Annotated in this window: 13 protein-coding genes; 5 read left to right on the top strand and 8 right to left on the bottom strand. The window is 62.6% G+C overall.

Translation table 11 applies throughout. The annotated features are described in order from the left end of the window. Positions 1 to 221 precede the first annotated feature (221 nt). The 5 genes from J2X15_RS00230 to J2X15_RS00245 all read right to left on the bottom strand — a co-directional run bounded on the left by J2X15_RS00230 (position 222) and on the right by J2X15_RS00245 (position 3,586). Positions 222 to 1,022 (bottom strand): substrate-binding periplasmic protein, encoded by an 801-nt coding sequence (locus J2X15_RS00230; RefSeq protein WP_310338218.1) that lies wholly within the window; start codon positions 1,020 to 1,022, stop codon positions 222 to 224. 389 nt (positions 1,023 to 1,411) lie between these two features. Beyond that, complete coding sequence (locus J2X15_RS21210) at positions 1,412 to 1,627, bottom strand: carbohydrate-binding protein (protein WP_409034228.1); 216 nt, start codon at positions 1,625 to 1,627, stop codon at positions 1,412 to 1,414. Further along, positions 1,582 to 1,965 carry a nuclear transport factor 2 family protein gene (locus tag J2X15_RS00235; RefSeq protein WP_310338221.1) on the bottom strand — a complete coding sequence of 128 codons (384 nt, stop codon included), beginning with the start codon at positions 1,963 to 1,965 and terminating at the stop codon, positions 1,582 to 1,584. The genes J2X15_RS21210 and J2X15_RS00235 overlap by 46 nt, the downstream gene beginning before the upstream one ends. A gap of 272 nt (positions 1,966 to 2,237) precedes the next feature. Further along, positions 2,238 to 3,128 carry an amino acid ABC transporter substrate-binding protein gene (locus J2X15_RS00240; RefSeq protein WP_310338224.1) on the bottom strand — a complete coding sequence of 297 codons (891 nt, stop codon included), beginning with the start codon at positions 3,126 to 3,128 and terminating at the stop codon, positions 2,238 to 2,240. Between the two features lie 14 nt (positions 3,129 to 3,142). Then, entirely contained in the window at positions 3,143 to 3,586 is a 444-nt protein-coding gene (locus J2X15_RS00245; protein ID WP_310338226.1) for a VOC family protein, read from the bottom strand. Between the two features lie 99 nt (positions 3,587 to 3,685). On the opposite strand from J2X15_RS00245, the gene J2X15_RS00250 reads away from it, so the two are divergent. After that, the gene (locus tag J2X15_RS00250; protein WP_310339669.1) at positions 3,686 to 4,606 is read left to right on the top strand and encodes a LysR family transcriptional regulator; all 921 of its coding nucleotides are present in this window, start codon (positions 3,686 to 3,688) and stop codon (positions 4,604 to 4,606) included. A 105-nt stretch (positions 4,607 to 4,711) separates the two neighbouring features. On the opposite strand, the gene J2X15_RS00255 is transcribed toward J2X15_RS00250, so the two are convergent. After that, positions 4,712 to 8,260, bottom strand: a complete 3,549-nt coding sequence (locus tag J2X15_RS00255; protein WP_310338228.1) for a transglutaminase family protein — start codon at positions 8,258 to 8,260, stop codon at positions 4,712 to 4,714. A 168-nt stretch (positions 8,261 to 8,428) separates the two neighbouring features. Between J2X15_RS00255 and J2X15_RS00260 the strand changes: the two genes are divergently transcribed. The 4 genes from J2X15_RS00260 to J2X15_RS00275 all read left to right on the top strand — a co-directional run bounded on the left by J2X15_RS00260 (position 8,429) and on the right by J2X15_RS00275 (position 14,398). After that, positions 8,429 to 10,942 (top strand): ComEC/Rec2 family competence protein, encoded by a 2,514-nt coding sequence (locus J2X15_RS00260; RefSeq protein WP_310338231.1) that lies wholly within the window; start codon positions 8,429 to 8,431, stop codon positions 10,940 to 10,942. Positions 10,943 to 11,010: 68 nt separating this feature from the next. Next, on the top strand, positions 11,011 to 12,513 hold the full coding sequence (locus tag J2X15_RS00265; RefSeq protein ID WP_310338234.1) for a circularly permuted type 2 ATP-grasp protein: 1,503 nt from the start codon (positions 11,011 to 11,013) through the stop codon (positions 12,511 to 12,513). A gap of 23 nt (positions 12,514 to 12,536) precedes the next feature. Beyond that, the gene (locus J2X15_RS00270; RefSeq protein WP_310338237.1) at positions 12,537 to 13,493 is read left to right on the top strand and encodes an alpha-E domain-containing protein; all 957 of its coding nucleotides are present in this window, start codon (positions 12,537 to 12,539) and stop codon (positions 13,491 to 13,493) included. A gap of 35 nt (positions 13,494 to 13,528) precedes the next feature. Continuing rightward, positions 13,529 to 14,398: an HDOD domain-containing protein gene (locus J2X15_RS00275; protein WP_310338240.1), complete on the top strand. Its 870-nt coding sequence runs from the start codon at positions 13,529 to 13,531 to the stop codon at positions 14,396 to 14,398. Between the two features lie 24 nt (positions 14,399 to 14,422). On the opposite strand, the gene J2X15_RS00280 is transcribed toward J2X15_RS00275, so the two are convergent. Next, a complete protein-coding gene (locus J2X15_RS00280; RefSeq protein WP_310338242.1) occupies positions 14,423 to 15,613 on the bottom strand; it encodes an SPOR domain-containing protein in 1,191 nt (396 codons plus the stop codon). Between the two features lie 3 nt (positions 15,614 to 15,616). Next, on the bottom strand, positions 15,617 to 16,741 hold the full coding sequence (gene mltB / locus J2X15_RS00285; protein ID WP_310339671.1) for a lytic murein transglycosylase B: 1,125 nt from the start codon (positions 16,739 to 16,741) through the stop codon (positions 15,617 to 15,619). Positions 16,742 to 16,753: the final 12 nt, after the last annotated feature.

Genomic DNA, 16,753 nt, shown 5'->3' on the forward strand with positions numbered 1-16,753 from the left:
GCTCCTGGTTCAGCCGCCCCATCTCTTGGTGCGGTTAGTTGCGGAAGGCGGTGTTACCCAGTGGTAGGTGCGCCGGTCGGTCGCCGAAATTAGCTGGCAGGCAACTCTTGACCCATGGCGGACGGAGCAAGCACTTAAATGATTGCCGAACAGCCGACATTCACCCATTAACCGTGAATCTAAGAAGGTTAGGCTGTGTCACCGGCCGCGGTGGCGGCACATTAATGTTCCCATGCAGCTACGATCTTTGCGATGCCGCCATCCGCACGCATCGCCGCGATGGCGGCATTAAGCCTTGACATCACTTCCGCCTGATCGGGTCTAGTCTTTGCAATTCCAATGTAATTTAGATCAACGACCAACGGTGGCGTTTGCACGGTGAGTAGGGACATGTCAACTCCGGCAAGTTTGGAATAGTATTTCACCGCAGTGTTACCACCTGACAGTACTGCCGCGTCGATTCGTTCAGCAACAAGTTTATTTAAACGGGAATCGCCACTATTGTCTCGATCTTCGTGAAACAGCGGGAGTGCCGCTTCGAACTGCTCGCCATAAGACGAGCCACGTTGAATGCCGACGCGCTTACCTTTGAGGTCAGAAAATTGAGATATCTTGAGATCGGCTTTCTTCAAGGTTATGACTTGAACGCGGTCCTCAAGCACAACGTCGGTAAAGCTAAATATTTTTCCGCGCTCAATCGTTTTGGAAAGGCCGGCCAATACGCCTTCCCCTTCCTGGGCCAACTTGTAAGCCCTCGCCCACGGTACTGCTTCAACCACAGGCGTGTAGCCCGCACGACGAATAATGGCAGCGGCAACCTGAGTGACGTAGCCTGTTGGCTTCCCGTCATCGTCCAAAAACATCTTGGGGGCGACTTGAGACGCTACAAGCAGCTTCAGTTCTGATTCCGCCGCCTGGACGCACTGGGCCATGGCGCAATTCATCAAAATCACAGCCAACCCACCCATCCGCCAGGCCCAGCGTTTGGGTCCCCCGAGGCGAATGAATTCAGTAGTCACCATGTTTTGCCCCATTCTTCTAGGTTTCCTGCAAGGCTTTCACGACATTACGCGAGCTAACGTGGAGACACAGTAGTTGCTGCTCTTTGCTCGGTTCCCAGCAGTATTGAGGCCTCTGCAAGACATGTCAATCATGAAATTTTCGTGATGGGGTTCATCCCAGGTACCGCATTCAAAAATGCGGTACCACTGGTGATAGAGAAAGAAATGTCACTGTTGCTTGTATCCACCTAATTCTTGCATGTCGTCGCGAGCGGATTCATCAAGTCGCGTCTACTTGTTGAAAATCCGCTGTTGGTACGAACCATTGTCTGGTTTTGGTCACCATTGCAGTCCGACAGTTGCGCCTGCACACCCTCGTCGGTGCGGTGTTGGGGATGTCCAGACGGCGCCTAGCCGCTGGCGATGCCGAAGGTCAATGTATTGGCCTCCTTGGCCAGTGACTGCATCAACGAAACGGTGCCAGGTGTGGTCCATGACCCGGTGGGTGGAAAAGACACCATGGTGGGCTGCTGTCCGTCGGTCAGCGCTGGTGAGCCGCCATTGCGAGCCGTTCGTTTTTTTATGGGGCGACGTGCGTGTGGTAGATCTTGCTGACCACGGTCCAATGGCCATCGACCTTCAACAGATGGAAGAAGTCGGTGAAGCAGAAACCGGAGACATCGTTGGTGTCGATGCGGGCGCTGGCGGCGGTTCCAACGATGTCGATTTTGACGATCGCGTTTTGCGCTTCGGGTGACGGGCGAAAGCCGCTGTCGATGCCATCGAACAGATTCTGGATCGCGCCACCTGTGAGCTTGCCGTCGGCACCGACGCCAAAGATGGTCGCCTGTTCGTTGAAGGCCGGCTTCATGATGCTGCTTTGGGCCTGCTTGCAGCCATCGTTGTATTTGTTCAGCACCTCGGTAATGGCTTTGTATTCTTGGACGTAAGTAGGTTTGTTCATGGTTTCTTTCCTGGTTGAGTTGGGGGAATCAGTGGGTTCCAGATGCGGCATCGGAACGCAGATTAGGCGTCGCTCATTTGGATAGTCGAAGACACCGAAGCCGCCCAACGCAAAGCGTCCGTAGTGAACGATGTGGTACTCGTTCACGAAGCCATTGCTGGCTGTGTACTGGCACATGGGGCCAGACGGTTGCGCAACGTCACTCCAGGCAACGCCAAAGGTTCAAACAACGTGTTCATGTGTCGGGTCTCTTCTAAATTTCTGCGCTTGGACTAACGTGCACCGTACTCTTCGGCCGGGCGATCGTTAGGGTTGGCCCAGGCTGCCAGCGTGGCCTGCGATGCCGGCAGGCTGAGGCTTGTCCCAGTTGGCGGAATGGGCTTGGTGAACCACTTGTCATAAAGCTGGGCCATTTCGCCGCTCTTCATCATGGCGCGCAAGCTGCCATCGACGGCCTTTTTGAAAGCCGCATCGTCTTTGCGCAGCATGATGGCAATGGGTTCGACGCCAAGTACCTCGCCAACAATTCGGTAGTCGGAGGGATTGCGGCTTTGGGCGATATTGCCCGCGAGGACTTGCGCATCCATCACGAACGCATCAGCACGACCCGAAGACAGGATCAACATGCTATCGGTGTGGTCCTTGCCAAAGATTTCTTGAAAGTCAACACCGTGCGCCCGCTCATGCTTTCGCAGCAGTTGCACGCTGGTGGTGCCCGACGTAGTCGCTACCTTGCGGCCACTCAGCTGCGCAATGGACTGGATGCCGGAATTCGTTTTCACTGCCATCCGGATTTCTTCGACATAGGTGGTCACCGCAAATGCAACTTGCTGTTGGCGCACGGCGTTGTTGGTGGTCGAACCGCATTCGATATCTATGGTGCCGTTCTGCAGCAGCGGAATCCTGTTGCTGGAGGTGACCGTCTGGTATTTGATCTCAAGCCGGGGGAGGCCGAGCTGCTTCTGGATGTCGGCCAGGGCGCGCTGGCACAGCTCGACATGGAAGCCCACGTACTTGTCGCCCAACGAATAGGAGAGCGCCCCGGATGCTTCGCGCACACCCATGGTGACAGCCCCGTTCGACTTGATTTGCTGGAGCGTATCGGCGTGGACGGTGAAAGCGCAGCCAGCGGCCACCAATGCGAGTGTGATTTTGGCAAGCATCAGAGTGGTCCTGATCATTTGGCGAAGAGCTTGGTGATGTCGCCAAACGCCTTGATCTCAACTGCGTTGCCAGAGGGGTCCAGGAAGAACATGGTGGCCTGCTCACCTGGCTCACCTTTGAATCGGACGTAGGGTTCGATGATGAATTCGATGCCATCAGCCCTCAGCCGCTCGGCCATCGCTTCCCAATCCTGCATCGGCAGCACGATGCCGAAGTGGCGGCAGGGCACACCATGGCCATCAACCGCGTTGCGTTGGGCCAGGCCGGTTTCGCTGGGTGCCAGATGCGCGACGATCTGGTGCCCGTAGAAGTTGAAGTCAATCCAATCTTCCGAGCTGCGGCCCTCGGGGCAGCCAAGTGTCTGCCCATAGAACTGGCGTGCCAGCGCCAGATCGTGAACGGGGAAGGCCAAGTGGAAAGGAGACATCGGAGCGGGGTTTGTTGCCGGAGCTTGCATAGCGAAATGGATAAATGGTGAAGGGATGTGGCAATCCTAGGCGCCCTCATTCAAAATTAAAATCAATGTATATTGATGCTGAGCATCAATATTGTTTTTATGATTCGCGAACTCAAAACCCTCATTGCAGTGGCACGTGAAGGCACCTTTGCCGCAGCAGGCGACAAGATCGGCCTGACCCAGGCCGCCGTCAGCGCCCAGATGCAGCGCCTGGAAGCCGAACTCGGCTTTGCCGTTTTCGACCGCAGCGCCCGCGCCGCACGGCTGAATCCGCGCGGCCACCAGGTCGTCGAACAAGCGCAGGAGCTGATCCTGCAATACAACCATCTTGGCTCGCGCACGTTGGGGGCGCCCGCGTCGTCCGTCGTCAATGTGGGTGCGATCGCGTCGGTACAGCGTTCATGGCTGCCGGACGTTTTGGCGGGCTTCTACAAGCAAGTCAAGGACTGCCGTGTTCGCATCGTTCCCGGGCTGTCGATGCATTTGTTGAACATGGTTGACGCCGGGAAAATCGACTTGGGCGTGGTGATTCGGCCTCCGTTCTCGTTGCAAAGCGACTTGCGCTGGACAACATTGGTGCGCGAACCGTACCGACTACTTGTACCGCGAAACGTGATTGGAAGTGATTGGTCCGAGTTGCTGACGAGTCAGCCTTTCGTTCGGTACGACCGAGAGTCGTTCGGCGGCCGTCAAGTGGACCGGTTCCTGCGCGCTTCGCACCTGCAGGTGCGAGAGGTCTGTGAACTCGATGAGTTGGAGGCCATTGTCCAACTGGTGGCGAAAGGGGTTGGCGTTGCGCTATTGCCTCAAACCGAAAGCTTCAAGCGATGGCCTGCCACGGTGCGTGCGATCGATCTCGGAGAGCGCACGTTTTACCGTGACATCGGGCTTGTACATCGATCGAATCACAGCATGGGTGACGCTGCGCAACGACTGGCCGGTATGGTGTGCACCAAGTACGGCAGCACAGGAACTGGTCCGACCTCAAAGCCTTCCAAGACATCGCTCTTGCTGTCGTGACTGCGGAGCCCGTGGGATTCAACGTTTCTGCAATGTTGCTATTAATTCAATAGCTACCAGCGCACATTCCACGTGGGCTGGAGCTCCCTTTTCCTTAAAAAACACTCAGTCCCTACGCAAATCCCGCGTGAATGGAAACTCCTTGCTGCCTGCCACATTGATCATGGCCGGTGGCACCACCAGCTTGCCGGGCGTGTGGCCCATGGCGGCGAAGCGGGATAGGCGGCGGCTTTCGGCTTCGTAGCCGTTGACCGGGAAGGTTTCGTAGTTAAGCCCACCGGGGTGGGTGACAAAGTACTGGCAGCCGCCCAGGGAGCGCTTCATCCAGGTGTCCACAATGTCAAAGGTCAGCGGGGCGTGCATGCCGATGGTGGGGTGCAGGCTGCTGGGTGGGTTCCAGGCCTTGTAGCGCACCGCGGCAACAAACTCGCCCACCGTGCCGGTGCTCTGCATGGGCAGCGCCTGGCCGTTGCAGGTGACTACATAGCGGCTTTCGTTGAGGCCGGTCACACTCACCTCGATGCGCTCCAGGCTCGAATCCACATAGCGTGCGGTGCCGCCGGCCGAGCTTTCTTCGCCCATCACATGCCAGGGTTCCAGCGCGTTGCGCAGCGTCAGTTCCACACCGGCCGACTTGACCGCGCCGATGAGCGGGAAGCGGAACTCGTAGTGCGGTGCAAACCAGCTGCTATCAAATGCATAGCCCGCCATGTTCATGTCGGCCATCACGTCGTCAAAGTCCATCTTGATGAAGGTGGGCAGCATGTAGCGGTCGTGCAGCTCGGTGCCCCAGCGGGTTACCGGCGCCTTGTAGGGCGTCTTCCAGAAACGGGCCACCAGCGCACGCAGCAGCAGCTGCTGCACGCTGCTCATGTGCGGGTGGGGCGGCATTTCGAACGCGCGCAGCTCCAGCAGGCCCAGGCGGCCGGTGGCCGAGTCGGGCGAGTACATCTTGTCGATGGAGAACTCGCTGCGGTGGGTGTTGCCGGTCACGTCGATCAAGATGTTGCGCAGCGTGCGGTCTACCAACCAGGGCGGCATGGTCTGGCCGTACAGCTCGCGGTTTTTGTAGATCTGCTCGATGGCGATTTCCAGCTCATACAACTGGTCGTTGCGCGCCTCGTCCACACGCGGGGCCTGGCTGGTGGGGCCGACAAACATGCCGCTGAACAGGTAGCTCAGGCTCGGGTGGTTGTGCCAGTACAGCAGCAGGCTGGCCAGCAGTTCCGGCTTGCGCAAGAACGGGCTGTCCGCCGGAGTGGCGCCGCCCATCACAAAGTGGTTGCCGCCACCCGTACCGGTGTGGCGGCCATCGGTCATGAACTTCTCGGCCGACAGGCGCGATTCAAACGCCGCGTTGTACAAAAACTCGGTGTTGTAAACCAGCTCTTTCCAGTTGGTGACGGGGTGGATGTTGACCTCGATGACGCCGGGGTCGGGTGTGACCTGCAGCAGCTTGAGGCGCGGGTCGCGCGGCGGCGGGTAGCCTTCCAGCACGATCTGCATGCCCAGCTCGGTGGCGGTGGCTTCGATGGCGGCCAGCAGGTCCAGGTAGTCTTCCAGGCGCTCCAGCGGCGGCATGAAGATGTACAACACGCCGGATTTTTCGCCCACGGCCTCGGCCTTGGGGCCGCTGGCGCGGCGCGGGTCGCGCACTTCCACGCAGAGTGCGGTGCGCGTGATCCAGTGGGCCGACTCAAAGCGGTTGGGCACCTGAGCGTAGCGGGCGGGTTCGGGCTGCAGGGCGGTTTGGGCGTTGGTCGCAATGCTGCTGTCACCGGTGGCGCCTGCGCTGCCTGGGGTTTGCAGCTTGCGGCTGGCCTCGGGCGTGGCCAAGTTGCCGGCCAGGTAAGGTAGGCCGGTGGGCGATACGCTGCCCGCGCCGCTGGCGGGGACTGATACCTTGACGGCGGGCGCATAGCGCGCAGCGAATGCGGAGTGCTGAGGTAGCGCACCGCGCTCCACGGTCGGATCGCGCTCCACCATGTAGGGGTAGTCGCCCTGGCTGACCCAGGGCAGCGAGTCCAGCGGCAGGCGCAGGCCCATGGGCGAGTCGCCGGGCATGAGGTACATGCGCTCGTCGCGGAAGAACCAGGGACCGGTGGTCCACATGGGGCCAGCCAAAGATGGGTTCAGGCCCGCGGAATCTGCCACCTTCAGCGGCAGCACATAGCCCACGGCGGAGTCGAGTTTTTGCTCGAACACGCGGCGCAGGCGGGCACGTTCCATCTCGTCGTCCAGCTTGGCGTTGAAGGGGTCCACGTTCACCGGCAGGCGGCGTTCGCGCCACAGGTAGTACCAGGTGTCTTCATAGCCGGCCTGCACGTACTTGTCGGTCAGGCCCAGCTTGCCGGCCAGGGTGCGGATGAAGTAGCCCGCGTCTTCGGCGGTGTAGTGGGTGGGCTTGCGTTCGTCGGTGAACAGGGCAGGGTTGTTCCACACGCGCTGTTTGTCGGCGCGCCAGTAGATGTTGAGTGCCCAGCGCGGCAGCTGTTCGCCGGGGTACCACTTGCCCTGGCCAAAGTGCAGAAAGCCGCCCTTGCCGTATTCGTCGCGCAGCTTGTGCACCAGCTCAGTGGCGAAGCCACGCTTGGTGGGGCCCAGGGCGTCGGTGTTCCACTCGGCGGCGTCGCGGTCGTTCACTGCCACAAAGGTAGGTTCGCCGCCCATGGTCAGGCGTACATCGCCCGCCACCAGTTCGGCGTCCACCTTGTCGCCCAGCTTCATCACCGAGGCCCATTGCTCGGGCGTGTAAGGCTTGGTGACACGGGGAGATTCGTAAATGCGGGTGACCTGCATGTGGTGGCTGAATTCCACCTCGCTTTCGTCCACGCCACCTTCGATGGGGGCCGCGCCGCTGGGCTGCGGTGTGCAGGCCAGGGGAATGTGGCCCTCACCGGCCAGCAGGCCGCTGGTGGCGTCCAGGCCGATCCAACCCGCGCCGGGCAGGTACACCTCGCACCAGGCGTGCAGGTCGGTGAAGTCGACCTCGGTGCCGCTGGGGCCATCGAGCGATTTCACATCGGGGGCAAGCTGTATCAGGTAGCCCGACACAAAGCGTGCGGCCAGCCCGCAGTTGCGCAGCAGTTGCACCAGCAGCCAGGCCGAATCGCGGCAGGAGCCGGAGCCCAGCGCCAGCGTTTCCTCGGGCGTTTGCACGCCTGGTTCCATGCGGATGGTGTAGTCGACCGACTTGTGCACCATGGTGTTGAGGTCGACCAGGAAGATCACGCTGCGACGCTTGGTGCGGTCGATCTTGTCCAGGTAGGCCTGTACCAGCGGCGTGACCGGGTCCGCAGCCAGGTAGGGAAGCAGCTCCTGCTTGAGCTCGGGGGTGTACTTGAAGGGGAATTCTTCCGCCTCGGGCTCGAGGAAGAAGTCAAACGGGTTGTAGACCGCCATTTCCACCACCAGGTCCACGGTGACCTTGAACTCTTTGGTCTTCTCGGGGAACACCAAGCGGCCCTGGTAGTTGGCAAACGGGTCTTGCTGCCAGTTGATGAAGTGGGTGGCCGGTTCGACCTTGAGGGAGTAAGACACCACCTTGCTGCGGCAGTGGGGGGCGGGGCGCAGGCGGATGACCTGGGGACCGAGATTGACCAAGCGGTCGTAGGTGTAGTGGGTGACGTGGTTCAGCGCTGCGTGAATGGACATGGGCCGGTCTCTCGGTAATCTCACTGGGAAGCCTGTGCAGCGAGCGCTGCACCGGCACCATACTAACAATCGATGTTGACAGGCTCTCCAAAGCAAGTCCTGCGCCATGCCCCCGGAGGCCTCTGGGTGGGCCCCAAAATCAGGTAAGGGCCGGGTTAGCATGGGGCCATGTTCTCTGCTGCCACCCTTACCAGCGCCTGGCCTCGCACGGTGTTTGCAGCGCTGCTGGGTGTGGTGTTGGGCACGGCGGTGCAGTTGCAGCAGCCTGTACTCTGGCCCGCCTGGGTTTATATAGGTTTTGGGCTGCTAGCCCCCGTCGCCTATGCGCTGGCAGCTCCTAAAAGAATAGCGATGGCGGTTACCACGGCCGTGGTGGTGCTGGCTGGCATGGCGCTGGGGGTTGGCTCCACCGGCCTGCGCGCCGTGGTGTTTGCCAGCCAAAGCTTAGCCCCCACCTTGGAGGGGCGTGACCTGCGCATCACTGGCGTGGTGACCGACATGCCTCAGCGCTCCGAAGCCGGCCTGCGCTTTCGCGTGGCGGTGGAGCAGGCGCTGCTGGACGGGCAGGCCGTGGAGGTGCCCGCGCGCATGGACGTGGGCTGGTACGCCGGTGGCTATGCGCTGGCGGGCGAACAGATCGGGCTGCAGCGCGTGCCCGCCGAGGTGCAAGCGGGCGAACGCTGGCAGCTGACGCTGCGCCCCAAGGCGCCGCACGGTGGCATCAACCCCCATGGGTTTGACTTTGAACTGTGGCTGTGGGAGCAGGGCGTGCAGGCCACGGCCTATGTGCGCGCTGGTGACAAAGATGTGCCGCCCCAACGCCTGGGCCAGACCTGGCGCGCGCCCGTGGCGCTGGCGCGGCAGGCGCTGCGCGACCGCATTCTGGCGTCCGTGCCCGACAAGCGTGCCGCCGGACTCATGGCCGCGCTGGTGGTGGGGGATCAGGCGGCGGTGGACCGCAGCGACTGGGATGTGTTCCGCGCCACTGGCGTCAGTCACCTGGTCTCGATCTCCGGGCTCCACATCACGATGTTCGCCTGGGGTGCGGCCTGGCTCACCGGTTGGCTGTGGCGGCGCTCACGACGCCTGTGTCTGGCGCTGCCCGCGCCATCTGCCGCACTGCTGGGTGGTGTGTTGCTGGCCTGTGCGTACGCGGTGTTTGCCGGCTGGGGCGTGCCCGCGCAGCGCACCTGCCTGATGCTGGCCACGGTGGCCTTGCTGCGCCTCTCGGGTGCGCGCTGGCCCTGGCCCCTGGTGTGGATGCTGGCCTGCGCCGCCGTGGTGGCGCTGGACCCGTGGGCGCTGTTGCAGCCCGGGTTCTGGCTTAGCTTTGTCGCGGTGGGTGTGCTGTTTGCTACAGATTCAGGAGCTGCTCGCGCAGAAGATACGGGGGCTGGAGGCTCAAAGCACGGCCAATCTTCCGCCGGGCTGCCCCAAGGAAGATTCGCCCCCTTGGGGGGCAGCGCACTACGCGCAGCGAGAAGCGTGGGGGCCATGTTCCGGGAACAGTGGGTCATCACGCTGGCGCTGGCGCCGCTCACGCTGCTGTTGTTCGGCCAACTGTCGGTGGTGGGGCTGGTGGCCAATTTGCTGGCGATTCCCTGGGTGACGCTGGTGGTCACGCCGCTGGCGTTGCTGGGGGCGCTGCTGCCTGGCGTGTGGGATGTAGCCTCCTGGGCTGTCGCACTGCTGTGGCAGTGGCTGGCTTGGTTGGCGGTGTTGCCGGGTGCGGCCTTGGTGTTGCCCTTGCCGCCGCTGGGCTTGGGGCTGGGTGCCGTGGTGGGCGGGCTGCTGCTGGTGTTGCCTGCGCCCTGGCATGTGCGGGCGCTGGGCGTGCCCTTGGTCTTGCTCACGCTGCTGTGGCGCCCGGCCTTGCCAGCAGCGGGGCAGTTCGAGCTGCTGGTGGCGGACATCGGCCAGGGCAATGCCGTGCTGGTGCGCACCGCCCGCCACGCGTTGCTGTTTGACGCCGGGCCGCGTTACAGCCTGGAGAGCGACGCGGGCCACCGCGTGCTGGTGCCGCTACTCAAGGCGCTGGATGTAACGCTGGACACCGTGGTGCTGAGCCACCGCGACATCGACCATGTGGGCGGCGCGGCCGCCGTGCTGGCCATGCAGCCGCAAGCCGCTTTGTTGAGTTCCATCGAATCGGAACACCCGCTGCAGCAGCTGCGCAGGGCGCAGCGCTGCGAGGTCGGCCAAATCTGGGAATGGGACGGTGTGCAATTCGAGGTGCTGCACCCGCAGCCAGCCGATTACGCAGCCAACCCGCTGCCTAAGCCCAATGCGCTGTCCTGCGTGGTGCGCATCGGCACGGGCCAGCGCACTGCGCTGCTGGTGGGCGATATTGAGGCGGCGCAAGAGGCGCGCCTGGTGCAAACCTGGCAGGGCACCGACCGCTTGCATGCCGACGTGCTGCTGGTGCCGCACCATGGCAGCAAGACGTCGAGCACACCCGAATTTTTGGCGGCCGTAGCGCCCCAATGGGCGCTGGTGCAGGCCGGCTACCGCAACCGCTTTGGCCACCCGGCCACGCCGGTGGTGGAGCGGTATGCCGAGGCGCGCATCAATTTGGTGAGTTCGCCCCGCTGTGGTGCAATGACTTGGCGCTCGGAGCAGCCCCAAAATGTGGCGTGCTCTCGGGAAGAAGATCGCCATTACTGGCATCATCATGTGCCATAGTGGTGCAGGAGCGAGATGGGTGGGGAGTGGCCCAAAGCTTGCATACTGCATGTTCAGAGAGGTCTTTTATGCGGAAATTCGACGAGATGTACACCCAGCTTCCCTACGAGTTTTTCACTCAGGGCAAGCAGATACGAGACCACTACAAAATTTACGACGAATGGCTGGCCCGCCAGCCCAGCGACATGATGGCCAAGCGCCGCGAAGAAGCAGAAATGATCTTCCGCCGTGTAGGCATCACTTTCGCCGTCTACGGCGAGAAAGACGAGGACGGCTCGGGCACTGAACGCCTGATCCCGTTTGACCTGATCCCCCGCATCATCCCCGCGCACGAGTGGTCCAGCATGGAGAAGGGCCTGACGCAGCGCGTCACGGCGCTCAACCGCTTCATCCACGACATCTACCACGACCAGGAAATTCTGAAGGCCGGCATCGTGCCGCGCGAGCAGATCGAGGGCAACGCCCAGTACCGCCCCGAGATGGTCGGTGTGGATGTGCCCAACGGCATCTACTCGCAAATCAGTGGCATCGACATCGTGCGGGCACCGGATGCCAACGGCAAGGGCGAGTACTACGTGCTCGAAGACAACCTGCGTGTGCCTAGCGGCGTGAGCTACATGCTGGAAGACCGCAAGATGATGATGCGGCTGTTCCCCGATCTGTTCAGCGCGCACCGCGTCGCCCCCATCGCCCACTACCCCGATCTGCTGCTGGAAACCTTGCGCGCCAGCAGCCCGGCCACTACGGCCGAGCCCACGGTGGTGGTGCTCACGCCCGGCATGTATAACAGCGCCTATTTCGAACACGCCTTCCTCGCGCAGCAAATGGGGATTGAGCTGGTTGAAGGGCAAGACCTGTTCGTCAAAGACAACTTTGTCTACATGCGCACCACACGCGGCCCGCGCCGGGTTGATGTGATCTACCGCCGAGTGGACGATGACTTTTTGGACCCCACCGTGTTCCGCCCTACGTCCACGCTGGGTTGTGCGGGTCTGCTCAATGCCTACAAGGCGGGCAATGTGACCATTTGCAACGCCGTGGGCACCGGCATTGCAGACGACAAGTCCATCTACCCCTATGTGCCGAAGATGATCGAGTTCTACCTGGGCGAGAAACCCATCCTGAACAATGTGCCCACCTACATGTGCCGCAACAAGGATGATCTGGCCTACACACTGGCCAACCTGAAAGACTTGGTAGTGAAAGAGGTGCACGGCGCCGGCGGCTACGGCATGCTGGTGGGGCCCGCAGCCACCAAAGCCGAAATTGAGGACTTCCGCAAGGCGCTGCTGGCCAACCCCAGCGGCTACATTGCGCAGCCCACGCTCAGCCTGTCCAGCTGCCCCACGTTTGTGGAGAGCGGCATTGCGCCGCGCCACATCGACCTGCGGCCCTATGTGCTGAGCGGCAAGACGGTGGAGATGGTGGCCGGCGGCCTCACACGTGTTGCGTTGAAAGATGGTTCACTGGTGGTCAATTCCTCGCAAGGCGGGGGCACCAAGGACACCTGGATTCTGGAAGACGATGTGCCGCCTGCTGTGGCCACCGCTGCACAAACCCAAAAACAATAAGCGAATTGCGGAGGAACCACCTTATGTTGTCAAGAACCGCTGATCACCTGTTCTGGATGTCCCGCTACACCGAGCGGGCCGAAAACACGGCGCGCATGCTGGACGTGAACTACCAGACATCGCTGCTGCCCCAATCACAAGCCGTGGCGCAGCTGGGCTGGCAGGGCCTGCTGTCCATCAGCGAACTGCTCTACAGCTACCAAGAACGCCATGGCGAGATCCAGGCACGCGAGGTGATGGACTTCATGGTCAAGGACGAGGACAACCCGTCTTCCATCATGTCTTGCCTGAGCGCGGCGCGTGAAAACGCCCGCGCCGTGCGTGGCACGCTGACCACCGAGGTGTGGGAAACACAAAACACCACCTGGCTCGAAGTCAAGCGCATGATCAAGACCGGTGAGTTTGAGAAAGACCCGGCCCAGTTTTTTGAATGGGTGAAGTTCCGCTCGCACCTGTCGCGCGGTGTGACCGTCGGCACCATGCTGATGGACGAGGCCCTGTTCTTTATGCGCATGGGTACGTTTCTGGAGCGGGCCGACAACACGGCGCGTCTGGTGGATGTGAAATTTCACGCCGTGCAGAGCGACTTTTTCGGCGCCGCCAGCGAGAAGGACCAAGAGTACGACTTCTACCACTGGAGCGCGATTTTGCGCAGTGTCTCGGGCTTCGAGGTGTACCGCAAGGTCTACCGCGACGTCATCAAGCCCGAGCGTGTGGCCGAGCTGTTGATCCTCAAGCCTGACATGCCGCGCTCGCTGCACGCCTGCCTGAACGAAGTGGTGAACAACCTGAGCCTGGTGGCCAGCGACCCGAATAGCGAAACCCTGCGCCGTGCCGGCAAGCTGCGTGCGGAGCTGCAGTTTGGCCGCATCGACGAAATCCTGGCCACGGGCCTGCACGCCTACCTGACCCAGTTTTTGGACCGCGTCAACGACCTGGGTGCCCACATCAGCCGCGAATTTTTGGTTCCCGTGACCTGATCTTCTCCGCATAATGCGTGCAACAAGGAGCACGCATGCGAGTTGCCGATGTGGACCGGGAGATTGACGCTGCCAAAACCGACGGCCCGCTGCGCGACATCGTCATCCAGCCCTGCCCGGCGCTGCTGATCGACCTGCGCGCCGAGTTCAGCCGGCCCGACCCGGAGCCTGCCACCATCGTGGCCATTGCCTCGCGCGATGTGGCCATGGCCGCCGCCCTGATCAAGGTGGCCAACAGTGCGGTCTATGCGCGTTCTCGCGCGGCCACCACGGTGGCCGATGCGGTGGCCCTGTTGGGCATTGCGCACACCGTGTCCATCCTCACCGGGTTTTTGTTGCGTGACGCCATTCGCGTGTCATCGCCGCAGCTGGAGCACTTCTGGGAAAACTCCACGCGCCGCGCCTATGCCATGGGCTATATCGCGGGCCAAATGTACGGCATGAACGCTGATGTGGCCCACACCTGCGGTCTGTTTTGCCACGTCGGCCTGCCCATATTGCTGCAGAGCCTGCCAGGCTACGACGCCACGCTGACCGAGGCCACCGACCACATGGAGCACACCTTCACCGACGTGGAGAATGCGGCCCACCGCACGGACCATGCGGTGGTGGGCGCCATCGTGGCCAAGACCTGGCGGTTGCCGCCCATTGTGGCGATTGCTGTGCGGCTGCACCACGACTTCAGTGTGCTGGACGATGCGCGTTTTCCGGACGAAGTGCGCGCGCTGGTGGCCATGTCGCTGTTGGCCGAGCGGCTGGTGGTATTGCACGAGGGGGTGCAGGCGCACAAGGAGTGGGAGCAGCATGGTGCTGCGTGCCTGGCCCACCTGCGCGTGAGCGAAGCGGAGATGGAGCAGTGGCAGGATGCGCTGCAGCCCCAGTTTGAAGGGCCTGCTGGCTTCTAGCCTGCCCCGGTACGTGGTCCCGATTTACTCGGGCGCGACCAGCGCGTCCAGACCAAATGTGCGGATTTTCTCGGCCGCGATGTCGGCTTCGGTTTGGGTTTCAAACGGGCCTACCCACACGCGGGTGCGCGGCCCGCGCAGTGCCCGAAACGCCTTGGAGTTGGCGGGCAGGTCGGCATCCATGAGGCGCGTGAACGCATTGCGCGCATTGTTCTCGTCGGCAAAGATGCCCACGTTGACGATAAAGCGGCCGGAGGGCGCGGCGCGGGGGCTGGGCGTCAGGGCCTCGGTGGCCGCGGGTGGGGGGGCTGCGGGCTTGGCCTTGGCGCGCACGGGGCGTGACGCTGCGGGTTTGGGCGCTGCGGCGGGCTTCACCTCTGCAGGTTTCACTTCTGCGGGTTTGGTTGCGACAGCTTTGGTGGGGGCAGGCGTTGGCATCGGCGCGGCAACCGGGGCGGAAGCCACTGGCTTGGGCGCGGAAGCAGCGATTGCAGGCGTTGCCACTGCGGCAGAAGCAGGGGCTGATGCTGGCAGTGCGGCCGGTGGGGCTACCGAGGATGCCGGTGCTGATGCGGCCGGTGCCGTAGCATCGGTCGCGCGGCCCACGGCGAGGTTGCGGGCGTCGGCCAGTTTGTCCGTAGCCTTGTCGGCGTAGCCGGGCAGGGGCTCAAAGCCGCTGAAGTGGGTCCACGAATAGGCCGCTGTCCCTGCGATGAGCAGGTTCAGCACGGCCAGCACGATCAGGCGCCGGCGTGTGCTGGCTTGGCGCGCCAGCAGGGTGCAGGCCTCGGGCACGGTGGCGCTGGCGGCCAGGGCGGCCTGCATGCGTTTGCGCGTGGCGTTGTGCAGCAGCGCGTTGCCACCCAGGCCGGGCACGGCCACCGCGATGACGAGCAGCGTGGCCAGCAGGCCCCACTGCATGCCTTCAGAAAACTGGAATACCAGGCGACCAATGCCAAACACCGACAGTGCCAGCGCAACGACGCAGCCCGAGTACAGCAGCGCCGCATGCCAGAGCTGGCGGAAGGCCAGCCAGTTGAGCGTGTACAGCGCGGCCGACCAATTCCAGCTCAGACCCGCACGGTCGGCCGCTTCAAAGCGCGTGAACAGGGGCAGGTAGTAGGCGCTGTTGACGTCCCCAATGGCCGCGCGGTACAGCGCGGTGGTGGAGTGTTCGTCCGTGTTGTCCAGGGCAGTGGTGGGGGCGGTGGCCATGGGTTATTTTGGCACGGCCGGGGCACCGCCCACTGCGGCCGCTACAGCGTTGCCCAGCTCAATCACGGCCAGCGCGTAGTAGCTGCTCCAGTTGTAGCGCGTGATGGCGTAGAAGTTGTCAGTGCCAGCAATGTATAGCGGCGCATCGGCCCCGTTCTGCAGTTCTACCAGCGCCAGCTTGCCGGGGTGGGCCAGGGCGGTGGCGTCCAGCAGCACGCCCTTGTCGGCCATAGCCTGGGGCGTGAAGCTGGGCACGATGTCAGGTGCCAGCAGCGTGACGCGGTCCAGGCGGGCCGGGTCTAGCTGCACGGGGTAGTGGGTGGGCAGGTCGCGCTGCCATTTGTAGGCGACAAAGTAGTTGGCCACCGAACCAATGACGTCAGGCGCGCTGTGGAACAGGTCCACGCGGCTGTCGCCGTCAAAGTCGATGGCGTACTTGGCCCAGCTGGACGGCATGAACTGCGGCAGGCCCATGGCACCCGCGTAGCTGCCACGCAAGGCCAGCGGGTCGGTCTGGGTGCGCGCAGTCAGGCTCAGAAAGGCTTCGAGCTCGGACAGGAAGAAAGCAGCACGCTCGGCCTTGCGCGGGTGGGCGCCGGGGAAATCAAACGCCAGGGTGGTCAGCGCGTCTATCACCCGGTAGGTGCCGGTCTGCTGGCCGTAGATGGTCTCTACGCCGATGATGCCGACGATGATGCTGGCCGGCACCCCGGTTTCGCGTTCCGCACGTTCCAGCGTCTCGCGGTTGTCCTGCCAGAACTTCACGCCGGCCCGGATGCGGATGGGTTCGACAAAGCGGCTGCGGTACAGCGCCCAGTTCTTGGGCGTGCCCACAGCGGGCGGCGTGATGGCGCGCACCACGGAGGCCACCATGCGCGACTGGCCCACGGCGTTGCGAACCCAGTCGCGGTCCAGGTTGCGGCGCTGCGCGATGTCGTCGGCGATCAGCATGACCTCGGGGCGCGTGGCGTACAGCGGGCCTGCGTTGGCGGCGGCTGGCGGTGGTGTTGCCACTTTGGCCCGGTGGGCGTGTTTGGCGGTGAGTTTGTGGTGTTTTGGGGTGCTAGCCCCCGCAGACACTGCGCAAGCAGCTATTAAAAACGTAGCAATGAGGCGGAGGGAAAAGATCACAGGGTCCAA

The sequence above is a fragment of the Rhodoferax saidenbachensis genome (assembly GCF_031457975.1).
GTDB classification, from domain to species: domain Bacteria; phylum Pseudomonadota; class Gammaproteobacteria; order Burkholderiales; family Burkholderiaceae_C; genus Allorhodoferax; species Allorhodoferax saidenbachensis_A.